Here is a 12,369-nt window from a genome sequence, read left to right as displayed (position 1 = left end):
GGGATTTTAATATTAAATTAATTTTTAACGCAGTCAGCGGAATATACATCCGTATCTCTGAATTGAGAATTTGATGCATATTCCGCTGAGTAAATTTTGCGGGAAATACCTAAAAACAACGAATCAATAGCCGAACCGGAACTTTTTAAGATTCAAAGACTTCAAAATGCCTTAGGCAATCAGGATCGATTTTGTCGAGATCATGACAAATCGGGTGTGTAACGAAATTGATGCACCTGGCAAGCTCATTGATGCGAATGTCATTTTTGGGTTTCCATACATAGGTCTTGTTTTTCTTCCCCGGCGGGTTAGAAGAATAGCCGTCTGCTGTCGAACGTGGAATTAGTGGGTTCTCGCTCATAACATTCCAAGTTAAGTTTGAGGTTTGTATAGTTAAACTTACGAAATTGACGGACTAATGTCAAGCGATATAGATTTAATTCTACAAGTTTATAGAACTTAATGGTATGTTAACTTCAAAATAATTGTCAATGCGGGGTTGGAATGGCCTTTATCAATTTTAAAATCGAGGCAGGAATACATTGAAAGAGCCTGTTATAATCAGCGCCCCGCGTAAATCGTATTTTTATCCAGCACGACGATTTTTTCTTCAAATTTTGGCTTTTCAGCCTTTGTTACGCTAACGATTTGCTTTGTTTGAGGTTTTCCAAACGGAGTTGTCCAGCACACGTAAAATCCAACCGCCAAAACCAAAACAACGCACGATAGCCCGACAGACCAAAGCAGTGCGTCAAAACAACGTATGGAAAATGAAATTAAACTTTTCATGGTGTTTTCAAGATGGTTAAACTTTCAGAAAAGAGGGGTAGTCATTCCTGATCTTATGCTGTGAGGATAGTATAAGAGAAAATCGTGCCAAACCTTTTTTAGGACTTGTTTTTTCGATAATTCAGACCAGTTTTCGGCCTTTCCACTCATATTCGGGCTTTTGTGCCGCTAAACCGAAAAAACATACATAGAAAGGATAGAAAATCTGGGTGACCGGGATGAAGAGAATTGATACACTTTTTCTTAAAAAGTGTAGAATTGTACCAAGAAATAACCATTCGGGGACACACTTGATCAACCATAACGTCAGGAAGCTACCAGTCGATAAGTTCCCCGAAAACCACAGCGCAAGGCTGAGAATGAGCGCCAGGTTGCAGGAAAAGACATAAAGCGCCAGGATCAGCGGCGTTTTGCTTTGGTAATGTTTCCATTTGCTGGCCCAGCGTTTTCTCTGTTTAAAAAACAACGACCATTGTTTGTGTGGCTGGGTGGCAACGACGGCGTCGGATGATTTGAGGAAAGTGACTTGTCCGGGGTATCTGGTTGAGATTTTGTGCATCAAAAACTCATCGTCACCGGAGGCAACATGGCGGACACCGTCATAACCATTTACTTCTATAAAGGCCTGCTTTTCATAAGCCAGATTTGCTCCGTTGCAAAGTGAAGGGAAACCCGCCGCTATGGCACTGGCGCCACTGCCTATCAGACTTGAAAATTCTACCGTCTGTAAATGATCGGTAAAAGAAGTTTCGGTGGTAAATGTTACAGGGCCACTGATTAATTTGGCTTTTGTGCGATTATGGCAATGAGCAATAGCCCGAAGCCAGCCCGCCGGTACGCGACAATCGCCATCGGTGGTAACAATAAGGTTTCCCTTTGCATGTGCTATGGCCGTTTCAATCGCTCTTTTCTTGGGAGAAGTTGTCGGTGTGTCAGGAAGCGTTATAAGATGTATCGTACAGGCTGAATGTTGACTGAAATTTTTCACGAGCCCGGCGGTGTTGTCCGTGGAGCCGTCGTTCATAATCAGTACTTCAAATTGCTTCAATGGAAATGATTGTTTTTCCAGGTCTTTCAGCAGGTTCAGGATATTTTCCTGTTCATTACGAACCGGAATGATGACAGAAATGAAGGCATCGCTATCTGTTTTACTTTTGGCATACAGGGGCAGAAGCCTCCAAAGGCACATTAGGGCAATCGTGAATAGGGCGTAACTCACGATCAGTATCCATAACACCGGCACGAGCCAGGAAGCGACGTATTGTTCAATCATTCATTAATTTTTTAAATTTTCCTTGGGATAAGTTTAACGGCAGATCACTTCAAACTTTTCCATTTATACTTCCAAATTAAGAATATCCCAATCAGTATCGGCCCGAGTACGTTGATCGTCCAGACCAAAAAAGTGGCCGCAATGACCTGCTCTGGCGGCAGATTATATTGTTTAAAGACAAATAGCGCGGTAAACTCCCTAAGACCCAGATCTCCAAGAACGTTAATGGCCGGGATAAGTGTTTTTGCAAGAAATATCAGGGCTACACATGCCGCCAGATCGATAGGCGACATGGGAAAGTCAAAGAGTGATAAGGCGAGTAAAAATTGTGACAAAAATACCAGATATCTGAGCATGCCATAACTGGTCGCGACCAGCAGATCGGTACCCGTGTAGGCGCCGATGATCCGGAAATAGGAGAGTGCCCTGGTAAGGAAAGCTCTGTTGGGTTGCCAGTTTGTAAGCCGTTTACGGAATAAAACAATAATGATTCCGAGCAAGCACAGTGTGGTCAAAAGCGCATAAAGCATGTTTTTGCCCGAAGTGTCGATACCCAGTTTATTGCCGATCCAGGCCAGCCCCCAACCGCCAAAGATCAGGGAAGCATAAAACTGAATTCCGTTGGAAACAACGGCCGCCCCAATGGCTTTCAAACGATCATCCGACCTAAGCGCCGCAACACGGCCTATCGTATCGCCCAGCTGCGCAGGAGCGGCTACGCCCACGGCCAGGCCTGTTAATGTGCCGCGAAAGGCTTCCCGGAATGTAATAGAAACCGCCTTGTTTGCCAGTCTTTGCCATTTCAGACTTTCCAATGCCCAGTTTAATGGAACCAGAAATAACATGATCAATAAGGTAATAAGGTGATTTTCGGCCAGGATTTGCCTGTAAACAGCTCCGATATCCCCAATACCTTTTTGTTCGCTTTGAAATGTTTTATAAATATAGCTCAGAATCAAAAGGGTAACCGCAAGCTTGCCCAGCCAAAAAAGCTTTTGCCAGGTTGTTTTTTCTTTTGAAGTAGAGAGTTGCTTATCTTGCACCATGATAAAAATGCAGCAAGCTGACGCTACCGAAAAGGTGATCATTGGTGTGGATCCTGGCACGCAGGTGATGGGTTACGGTGTGATATCGGTAAAAGGACAGCACATTACTTTGGTTCAATACGGTGTTATTCATCTCAGCAAATATACTACTCACGAGTTGAAGTTGAAGAAAATCTTTGAGCGTATCTCACAGCTGATTGATGACTACCTTCCTGATGAGATGGCCATTGAAGATCCGTTTTATGGTAAAAACCCACAATCCATGCTTAAATTGGGCCGTGCGCAGGGTGTTGCCATGGCGGCAGCGCTGGCCCGGGACATTCCTATTGTCGAATATTCTCCTAAAAAAGTAAAGCAGTCCGTAACCGGAAGTGGCGCAGCCTCCAAGGAACAGGTCGCTTATATGCTTGAAAAAATATTGAAAATGGAATTGAGTAAAGAATTCATGGATGCCACCGACGGTATTGCCATCGCGATTTGTCACCATTATCATGCCAATTCTCCTGCCGCCGCTGCGTCGTCTTCGAGGGGGGGTAAAAAATCTAAAAAAGGTGGCTGGGGCGCTTTTGTCAGCGAAAATCCTTCGAGAATTAAATAAATTACGGTTTTTAGTTTTGTTGCAATACATGTTGCAGCAAAACTTCCAGTTTAAATTGTGATCGCTATATTTTGTAACGACCACTGGATCAGTGTGTGGTTATAGTTTGTTTTAAGTTATTGTCCTGTCACAAAAATCTCTGCTTTCCCGTACGACGCTATCCCTCTATTTTCAAGGTTTAACAGACATTAAAATTTTTTTAATGGTATTTATCCGATGATTGGTTGAATAAATCAAACGTTTGTTTAGTAAAATCAAACAAACGTTTGATTTATTATTTTCCATAAACTACATTTGTTGCGTCAATCAGCAAAGCGTTCAATACTCATTACTAATGTGCTGATGATCAGAGCAATGGAATACAACGCAAAACAGTTGCAGATCATAGAGGTAGCAGAAAGGCTTTTTGCTGGAAAAGGTTTTTCCGGTACATCGATACGCGATATCGCACATGAGGCTGACATTAACGTTTCGATGATTTCCTATTACTTCGGTTCAAAAGAAAAATTAATTGAAGCGCTCTTCGAAGTGAGAAGTGTAGAATCAGCCGCAAGACTGGAAACCATTATTTCGAACGAAGACCTTTCTCCGCTGCAAAAAGTATATATCCTGATAGACAGCGCGATAGAGAAATTGATGGGTAACCAGTGCTTTCACAACATTATGCTACGTGAACAGCTGTCAGGCGATGACCGCACACCGGTCATTTCGGACCGGATCTTTCAACTGAAATATAAAAATTGGAAAGGTCTGGAAAGTATCATCCACGAGGGGCAGCAGAAAGGACATTTTCGTGAAAATGTCGATATCTCTTTACTTTCTGCGACGCTCTACGGTACGATTAACCAGGTCATTACCACACAGTCATTTTTCCGGAAAATAAATAATCTTGAACACCTGAGTCAGGCCGAATTTGAAAAAGTCCTGAAACGTAAATTGAGCATACACCTAAAAAGCATATTCAAAGCAACAGTAACATATGAGACCATCGAGTAGTAAAAGAATGTCATTTGCAGCAATCGCGTTATTTGTGCTGGCTGCATCTCATTCATTCGCACAGACACCACGCAGAATTACGCTGGAAGAAGCCGTTGCGCTTAGCCTGAAAAACAGCAAACAGTTGAAATTAAGCCAGTCAAATATCGACCTGGCCGGACTTAATGTACGTCAGATTAAAGACAATCAATTGCCAAGTTTTAGTGTTTCTGCCTCTTATTTAAGAATGAACACACCCAATATCAGCCTGAAACAAAATTCATCCAGTGATAGCTCGGGAGCTGGCTCACTGCATGTGAACCAGGTGGCCTACGGTATGGCGAGCGCGTCGATACCGCTGTTTTCAGGATTTCGGTATAAATATGGCCTGGAATCAGCCAGGTTTTTACAGGAAGCATCGAAACTGGATGCTGAAGGTGACCGCCAGGCGGTGATCCAGAATACGATTTCTGCTTATAGCAACCTGTACAAAGCCAAAAGATCGGTTGATCTGGTATCCGAAAACCTGATACGGGAACATGAACGTGTCATTGAATTCACAAACCGGGAGAAAAACGGGATCATTGCCCGTAATGATTTATTGAAAGCGACCTTGCAGGAATCCAATATTCAACTGGCTTTGATGGACGCTGAAAATGAACTAAAAATTACAACCATCAACATGAACCTTTTGCTGGGCTTGCCGGAGTCTACGGAAATTTCAGCCGATTCAAGCAGTTTTGATGTCCTTAAAGATGTGGGGAATGCCGCGGATTGGGAACAGACAGCACTTACGCACCGTAAAGATATGGCTGCCATCGCGATTCGTCAGAAAGCAGCCGGATCCGATATTAAGGTTGCCAAAGCTGACCTTTATCCGAGTGTTGCGTTAACGGGCGGATATGTCGCGTTAAGTATTCCCGGATTTGTAACGGTTCCTAATGCATTTAACGCAGGAATTGGTGTAAGTTATAACCTTGCATCGTTATGGAAAACGGGCGCAAAAATTGAACAGGCAAAAACACATCTTTACCAGCTGAGAACGAATGAAGAGATTCTACTTGACCGTGTCCATTTGGAAATCAACACAGCGTATTACAACTATGTGCTAAGCAAGAAAAAGATAGAAGTGTATGAAAAGGCTGTCGAGCAGGCCAATGAAAATTACAGAATAACAAAAAATAAATTCGACAACAGCCTCGTAACAACTACCGAACTTTTGGATGCCGACGTTGCCCAGGTTCAGTCGGAAATAAACTATGCTGCCGCCAAGGCCGATGCTATTGTGGCTTACAAAAAGCTTGAGCAAACCGCCGGCGTGATTAACTAACCAAATTTTTAAACCGCGGTGGATCTTGCCAGCATCAACCGCACTTTCTAACATTCTATTATTCCAAAGATTATGGAGACCAATCAAAACACTGGCGTTGCAAACGAAGCAGCACCTAAAAAGAAAAGTTACACATTTGTTATCATTCTGGCTCTTTTGGTTGCGGGCGGAGGAACCTGGGGTTACACAAAATACAACCACGGCCTGCACCACGAAGAAACCGATGATGCGCAGGTTGATGCCAACATCAGTCCGGTGATTCCTCGTATTTCGGGATATATTACAGAAATCAGGGTGAAAGATAATCAGCAGGTTCATAAGGGCGATACGCTGATCGTACTGGACAACCGTGATCAGCTTATCAGGCTGGAACAGGCTAATGCCGCCCTGGAAGGTTCAAGGGGAAATTTGGTTGTAGCCAACGCTACTACCTCGGCATCGGTCGCCAGCGGTAGTACGTATATTGCCAATGTTTCGGTTGCTGAAGCACAGATTGAAGAGGCAAAAGTAAGCGTATGGAGAGCCAATCAGGATTTCGCGCGTTATGAAAACCTGATCAAAGATCACTCGATCACACAACAGGAATATGAGCAGGCGCTTGCCAACAAACAAAAAGCGGAACGTCAGCTTCAGGTGTTGGTGACACAGAAAAATGCGGCAGAACGTCAGGCAAAAGCAGCAACGTCTCAGACAGCCGCGACTTCACGTCAGACGAGTGTGGTGAACGCCAATATTAAAGCCCGTCAGGCTGATATTGACAATGCAAAACTGGTACTTTCTTACACGGTGATCACAGCGCCAACAGATGGCCATGTTTCCAAAGTAAATGCGCAGCTGGGGCAGTATTTACAGGCTGGTCAGTCCTTGTTCAGCATTATCTCCAATGCTCAGCCATGGGTTGTGGCGAATTTTAAAGAAACACAGCTTACAAAAATGAAACTGGGGCAGCATGTGAAAATTCATATTGATGCATATCCTGACCACGTTTTTGATGCGACAATCGCTTCGTTTTCGCCCGCAACCGGTGCACGTTTCGCACTTTTGCCTCCCGATAATGCCAGTGGAAACTTCGTGAAAGTAGTGCAGCGTCTTCCGGTTCGTATCGAGTTTAAAGAAGTAAAAGATGAATTTATCAGCCGTCTGCGTCCGGGGATGAATGTGTTTGTTGATGTCGAGCTAAATTAAGATATAGGAATGTCGGTGGCGGGTTTGCAGTAAATCCGACGGACCATAGCTTATCATCATTAAAATTATTAGCATATGGAATTACAGCCATCCCTGGTAGAATACGGCTTTCGACGGGTTATTATTACAATTACAGCCGTCATGTGTGCGCTTCTTGAAATTGTTGATACGACAATCGTGAACGTGGCACTCAACGATATGCGGGGGAATCTTGGTGGAACGCTTTCCGAAGTGAGCTGGGTGATTACAGCTTATGCCATTGGAAATGTAATCATTGTACCGATGACCAGCTGGCTGTCGCAGCAATTCGGCCGCCGTAATTATTTTGCCGCTTCCATTATTATTTTCACGGTGGCTTCTTTTTGCTGCGGTAATTCAGATAATATCTGGGAACTTGTATTTTTTCGTCTGATTCAGGGTTTTGGCGGCGGTGCGCTTCTGGTAACGGCGCAAACGCTGATCACCGAGAGTTATCCTCCCGAAAAACGTGGTATGGCGCAGGCTATTTATGGTTTGGGTGTTATTGTGGGCCCCACGCTGGGCCCGCCGCTGGGGGGGTATATCGTGGATAATTATAGCTGGCCCTATATATTTTATATCAACATTCCGCTTGGGATTATTGCCACACTTTTAACCCTTCAGTTTATCCGGAGCCCTAAATATTCGGAGAAAAAATCTGCGAACGAAATTGACTGGTGGGGTATTGTCTTGCTGGCCATCGCGGTAGGTTCGCTGCAATATGTTTTGGAAAAAGGCCAGGAAGATGACTGGTTCAACGATGAGGCAATCATTGTGCTGACGGTCGCTGCTGTATTCGGGTTCTTCTTCTTTATATGGAGAGAATTGACTTACAAAAATCCGATCGTGGCATTGCGGGTGTTGAAAAACAATAACCTGATGGTTGGTACCATTCTATCCTTCGTACTCGGTTTCGGTTTGTACGGATCGACTTTTGTAATTCCAATGTATACCCAGGCTACACTGGGCTGGACTGCAACGCAGTCGGGGCTACTGATGGTCCCGGCGGCATTGGTGACTGCATTTTTTATGCCTATTGTCGGACAACTTATCCAGCGCGGCGTAAAACAGCAGTATCTGGTTGCAGGCGGTATGGTGGTGTTTTTTATATACAGTTTCTGGGGTTATAAAATCCTGACACCGGATACGAGCGCAGATGCATTCTTCTGGATGCTGATGGTGCGGGGAGCGGGGCTTGGTTTCCTTTTTGTGCCCATTTCAACACTGGCTTTATCGACGCTGAAAGGGCGGGAAATTGGAGAAGGTGCTGCATTTACCGGAATGATGCGTCAGCTTGGCGGTTCGTTTGGTATCGCCGTTATTACCACCTACATCGCCAGACAAAACATGCAGCACCGCAGCGATCTGGTGAGTCACCTGGACATTAATAATCCCGCTGTTCAGCAGCGCGTGGAAGGTTTGCAGCAATCGTTTATGGCAAAAGGTATGTCGCCGGATGCAGCCTTGAAAAGTGGTTATCAGATGCTGGAATACGGTATTTACAAACAGGCAACAGTACTTTCCTATATGGATGTGTTCCTGTTTTTAGGATGTTTATTTTTATTCTGCGTACCGTTTGTTTTAATGACACGGAGCGGGAAAACCAAAATTGATCCTTCATCGGTTCACTAACAATAAGTGTTTGTTAATTTGGTATAGTAGTAGTTTGAAAGAAGCTTTCCCAGATGTTGCGGGAAAGCTTCTTTTTTTATGATGGTTTCCCCAAGATAAGATCACTCGATTTTTAAACTTTTTAGCTCGTTAAGCCCTATCCCGGCTTCTTGTTTAAGCGCTTCCAGCTGCTGTTTTAAATCGGGAATGTGGGTGTTGCTTTTTAATTCCCCCTCAATTTTTTTGTATTTATCAGCTGTTCCAAGTAATCCCACAGAAAACAAAGAGGACCTGAATTTATGTACATACTGACGCAATTTTTCATGATCCGCAAGTGCTTCCGCCTGTTGTATCAGTGCGGACTGGTTGTTAAGTTCACTTTCAAATAAAAGGATAAGCTCCCTCTGAAGATCCGGATCTCCTCCGGTAATTTCATTTAAGTAGTCAAAATTTACAATAGTGCTGTCCATGGATTCAATAGGGGGGGTATTAAAGGGACTCGTTTCGGAATAATTTTCATTGAATTTACCCATAAGATTTGAAATGGTGTGAAGCAGTTCATTTTCTCGGAAGGGTTTGGAAATATAACTATTTGCGCCAATGCTAAGGCATTCGTCTTTTTCTCCGACCATCGCGTGAGCCGTCATGGTGATAATCGGGAGCGTTTGGGAAATTGAATTTCTGATTTTCTTAATGGCCGTGTAGCCGTCCATGACGGGCATTTGAATATCCATCAAAACCAGATCATAGGTGTTGGTTTCCAGTGCATCAATTGCTTCCTGTCCGTTGTTTACAATCGTCAGATCCATCGAAAGTCTTTCGAAAATAGCGGCCAGCAGTTTTTGGTTTAACAGGTTGTCTTCCGCTGCCAGCACGTGAATATTACCGATGGGTTCGGAAATAAAGTGTAAATGTTGTGTCTCGTCCGGCGCGGAGAAATCCGTTACAACGGTAAAAGGGAAGTCCAGGATAAAGGTAGTACCGGCTCCCAGGCTGCTTTCTACCTTGATCGTCCCTTCGAGAATATGGACCAGAGATTTTACAATGCTAAGCCCAAGCCCGGTGCCTCCAAAAAGGCGGGTTGTACTGTCGGAGGCTTGAACGAAGCGTTCGAAAATCTTATCAATCTTATCGGCCGGGATACCAATACCACTGTCGGCGATCATAAAACGGATGATCTGAACGTTGTCAATAACGGGAGAAACGGGAGCGACATTGATCTGTACCTGACCTTTTTCGGTAAATTTTATAGCATTTCCACAGATATTCAGAAGGATCTGTGTCAATCTGAGCTTGTCTGTCAATATCATTTCCGGAAGTTCAGCAGACAGTGTTTTTTTATACGCTATTCCTTTTTCGAACGCCCTTTGGCTAATAATAATGGAAACCGATTCGATCAGTTCGGCAATAGAGGTGTTGGTCTGGTCAAGGGCAATCTGCCCGGCTTCCATTTTTGAAAAATCCAGGATATCATTGATCAATTCGAGAAGGTTTTTGCTGGCCATTTTTATATAGCCGACATAGTCCGCACTTTTGGCGCCTTTAACTTCCCCTTCCAGCAGATTTGTAAAACCGATAATAGCATTGAGCGGAGTCCTTATCTCGTGGCTGACATTGGAAAGAAAAATTTCTTTAACCCGAACTGATTTTTCCGCCAGTGTCCGGGCTTTTTCCAATGCGGCTTCGTAATTGGCACGCTCCGTAATATTTCTGAAAACGGTGATCGCGTTGGTGATTTCTCCATTAAGTCCCAGAACCGGGCGTACGCTTGTTTCTAGATGGGAAACCCCATTGTTTTTAATCAGATCGATCTTGTTGCCGTCTGATTTTTCGCCTTCAAGCGCGCGGCTGACCGGTAGCGTCTCGGATGTAAACCGTATGTTGTAGCTTGAAGGATCAAGTAGGACAAGATTATTTACTTGCTCTGCAAGTGTCTCCAGTTTCCCTTCAAGTCCCAGAATTTCCCTTCCTGACTGGTTCAGTAAAACAATATGTTTTTTGGTATCAACCACCATCACGCCGTCGGGAATGGCCTCGATATATTGTGCAAGAATCTGTTCTTTTTGTTTTATTTCGAATTGTAGTAACCTTTGTTTTTTCTGGTTTCTAAGCAATGAGACAATTGAGAAGACGGTAAGGAAAAAACCGAAAATACTCGTCACCAGGATGAAAAGTGTTGTCTTTTTCTGGGTTTCCTGAATTAATTTCCGCTGCTGTTCAAGGTGATAATTTTCGGAACTTTCTATGGACTCAATTTTGTCCATCAGCAGCTTGTTCAGTTGAAGTCCCTGTCCAAGTTTGATCTGTTCAAATGCCTGCTGAGTTCCTTTCGTCCGATACACAGTCATGACATTGTGTGTGTGCAGCACGATCTTTCCGGAAATATCAAGCAGTTCGCGAACCCGGTCAGTTTGTACTTTATCGTCCTTGACCAGATTAAACAGGGTATCTGTCATGCTGAGCAGCTTGACTTTTTTTGCATACGTATCCGCCAGCAGTTTTTCATTGCCTGTAATGACAAACTCGTGCATGTTAGACTGGATGTCTTTGTTGGCAAGCCCGAAATTTGCGGTTTGGTTGAGTATGCCGATTGTGACCTTTACGCCCTGGTTATGGAGGGAAAGATCCTGTACGTTTTTATATGCGAAATATTGAGACGCGAAGATTAAAATCAGACCGATGAAGATACTGATGTACGACCACCGGAGTGCTTTGTCTTTAAAAGAAGTTTGCATGTCAAAAAAAATCCCGTTGAGTCTTACTTCAAATGTAAGATTGTTAGGGATAAAGTAAAACTAATTTCTTGACGCTGAAAGGGAACTGCCTGAATGAAAATATGGGGAATGGCCTTGGGTGTAAATGTAACTGATTGAAAACTAGTATATTTAGTGCTCGTGCCGGGTCTAAATAGTCAAAATAGAATTCAGGAAAAATGATAAAAAATATCCGAATCAGTGATTTATTGTAGTCAAACGGTGATATTCTATTAAGGTTTTTTGAGGGCCTGTAACAAGTATCATGCGTTTTATGTGTAAAATTCTCCTCAAAGATTTCTACAATCCGTCAAGTGGTTGGTTTGTCGTTTATTTTTGAAAAGAAACCATTCCATCGAATTTGGCAACAACTTTCTCACGAAAGGAAACGGGTGCTGGGCTGTCCAGGCTCATCACCAACAGGACTAAACCTTCTCTGGTCATAAGCACATTAGGATCCGGTTTCCCGGAAGGCCAGGTGCCTGGTGAGGGTATGAAATTGTTGTTTCTGAATTCCTGGCTGCAAGACAACTGTTCAATGGAACGTAAAATATCGTTATGAGATTTTCCGAACTGATCCGCTACTTCCGAGGAAGAGGTTATCGGTTTTCCATTTAAGAATGATACGAAATACATTTTCTGAGTAATTGGTTTATGCATACTGTGAAGCAAATACCATACCAGTACAAAACAAAATCCGGACAGCGATTTGCCTTCACAATTTTATCCGTTTTCCCTTCATTAATCTGGATAGCCGAAGGGGCGGCCACGCCAACTGACGATAACACTGT

11 protein-coding genes are annotated in these 12,369 nt (G+C 43.6%); 5 read left to right on the top strand and 6 right to left on the bottom strand.

Annotated elements, in window-relative coordinates; all coding sequences use genetic code 11:
* Window positions 1-145: 145 nt before the first annotated feature.
* The 4 genes from RB622_RS05780 to RB622_RS05765 all read right to left on the bottom strand — a co-directional run bounded on the left by RB622_RS05780 (window position 146) and on the right by RB622_RS05765 (window position 3,108).
* Entirely contained in the window at window positions 146-361 is a 216-nt protein-coding gene (locus tag RB622_RS05780) for a hypothetical protein (RefSeq protein WP_308045586.1), read from the bottom strand.
* A 200-nt stretch (window positions 362-561) separates the two neighbouring features.
* Window positions 562-789, bottom strand: coding sequence for a hypothetical protein (locus tag RB622_RS05775; RefSeq protein ID WP_308045585.1), 228 nt, complete (start codon window positions 787-789; stop codon window positions 562-564).
* A gap of 121 nt (window positions 790-910) precedes the next feature.
* Window positions 911-2,062, bottom strand: a complete 1,152-nt coding sequence (locus RB622_RS05770; RefSeq protein WP_308045584.1) for a glycosyltransferase — start codon at window positions 2,060-2,062, stop codon at window positions 911-913.
* 44 nt (window positions 2,063-2,106) lie between these two features.
* Entirely contained in the window at window positions 2,107-3,108 is a 1,002-nt protein-coding gene (locus RB622_RS05765) for a lysylphosphatidylglycerol synthase transmembrane domain-containing protein (RefSeq protein WP_308045583.1), read from the bottom strand.
* 7 nt (window positions 3,109-3,115) lie between these two features.
* On the opposite strand from RB622_RS05765, the gene ruvC reads away from it, so the two are divergent.
* From ruvC to RB622_RS05740, 5 genes are all read left to right on the top strand, one after another.
* Window positions 3,116-3,706 (top strand): crossover junction endodeoxyribonuclease RuvC, encoded by a 591-nt coding sequence (ruvC, locus tag RB622_RS05760; protein ID WP_308045582.1) that lies wholly within the window; start codon window positions 3,116-3,118, stop codon window positions 3,704-3,706.
* A 342-nt stretch (window positions 3,707-4,048) separates the two neighbouring features.
* The gene (locus RB622_RS05755) at window positions 4,049-4,702 is read left to right on the top strand and encodes a TetR family transcriptional regulator (RefSeq protein ID WP_308045581.1); all 654 of its coding nucleotides are present in this window, start codon (window positions 4,049-4,051) and stop codon (window positions 4,700-4,702) included.
* Window positions 4,703-4,709: 7 nt separating this feature from the next.
* Window positions 4,710-6,011, top strand: a complete 1,302-nt coding sequence (locus RB622_RS05750; RefSeq protein ID WP_308045580.1) for a TolC family protein — start codon at window positions 4,710-4,712, stop codon at window positions 6,009-6,011.
* Between the two features lie 72 nt (window positions 6,012-6,083).
* Entirely contained in the window at window positions 6,084-7,196 is a 1,113-nt protein-coding gene (locus RB622_RS05745; protein WP_308045579.1) for an HlyD family secretion protein, read from the top strand.
* A 75-nt stretch (window positions 7,197-7,271) separates the two neighbouring features.
* Window positions 7,272-8,846 (top strand): DHA2 family efflux MFS transporter permease subunit, encoded by a 1,575-nt coding sequence (locus RB622_RS05740; protein ID WP_308045578.1) that lies wholly within the window; start codon window positions 7,272-7,274, stop codon window positions 8,844-8,846.
* A gap of 101 nt (window positions 8,847-8,947) precedes the next feature.
* Here RB622_RS05740 and RB622_RS05735 read toward each other — a convergent pair whose 3' ends face one another.
* Window positions 8,948-11,560, bottom strand: a complete 2,613-nt coding sequence (locus tag RB622_RS05735; protein ID WP_308045577.1) for a response regulator — start codon at window positions 11,558-11,560, stop codon at window positions 8,948-8,950.
* 348 nt (window positions 11,561-11,908) lie between these two features.
* Window positions 11,909-12,214 (bottom strand): Rha family transcriptional regulator, encoded by a 306-nt coding sequence (locus tag RB622_RS05730; protein WP_308045575.1) that lies wholly within the window; start codon window positions 12,212-12,214, stop codon window positions 11,909-11,911.
* Window positions 12,215-12,369: the final 155 nt, after the last annotated feature.

This window comes from Dyadobacter sp. LHD-138, from assembly GCF_030929615.1.
Taxonomy (GTDB): Bacteria; Bacteroidota; Bacteroidia; order Cytophagales; family Spirosomataceae; genus Dyadobacter.
Note: the sequence above shows the minus strand (reverse complement) of the source record. Positions and strands in the feature narration are given on the sequence as shown.

Coding starts and splice junctions, on each gene's coding strand:
- RB622_RS05780 (WP_308045586.1), bottom strand. CDS start 361: ATGAGCGAGAACCCACTAATTCCACGTTCGACAGCAGACGGCTATTCT.
- RB622_RS05775 (WP_308045585.1), bottom strand. CDS start 789: ATGAAAAGTTTAATTTCATTTTCCATACGTTGTTTTGACGCACTGCTT.
- RB622_RS05770 (WP_308045584.1), bottom strand. CDS start 2,062: ATGATTGAACAATACGTCGCTTCCTGGCTCGTGCCGGTGTTATGGATA.
- RB622_RS05765 (WP_308045583.1), bottom strand. CDS start 3,108: ATGGTGCAAGATAAGCAACTCTCTACTTCAAAAGAAAAAACAACCTGG.
- ruvC (WP_308045582.1), top strand. CDS start 3,116: ATGCAGCAAGCTGACGCTACCGAAAAGGTGATCATTGGTGTGGATCCT.
- RB622_RS05755 (WP_308045581.1), top strand. CDS start 4,049: ATGATCAGAGCAATGGAATACAACGCAAAACAGTTGCAGATCATAGAG.
- RB622_RS05750 (WP_308045580.1), top strand. CDS start 4,710: ATGTCATTTGCAGCAATCGCGTTATTTGTGCTGGCTGCATCTCATTCA.
- RB622_RS05745 (WP_308045579.1), top strand. CDS start 6,084: ATGGAGACCAATCAAAACACTGGCGTTGCAAACGAAGCAGCACCTAAA.
- RB622_RS05740 (WP_308045578.1), top strand. CDS start 7,272: ATGGAATTACAGCCATCCCTGGTAGAATACGGCTTTCGACGGGTTATT.
- RB622_RS05735 (WP_308045577.1), bottom strand. CDS start 11,560: ATGCAAACTTCTTTTAAAGACAAAGCACTCCGGTGGTCGTACATCAGT.
- RB622_RS05730 (WP_308045575.1), bottom strand. CDS start 12,214: ATGTATTTCGTATCATTCTTAAATGGAAAACCGATAACCTCTTCCTCG.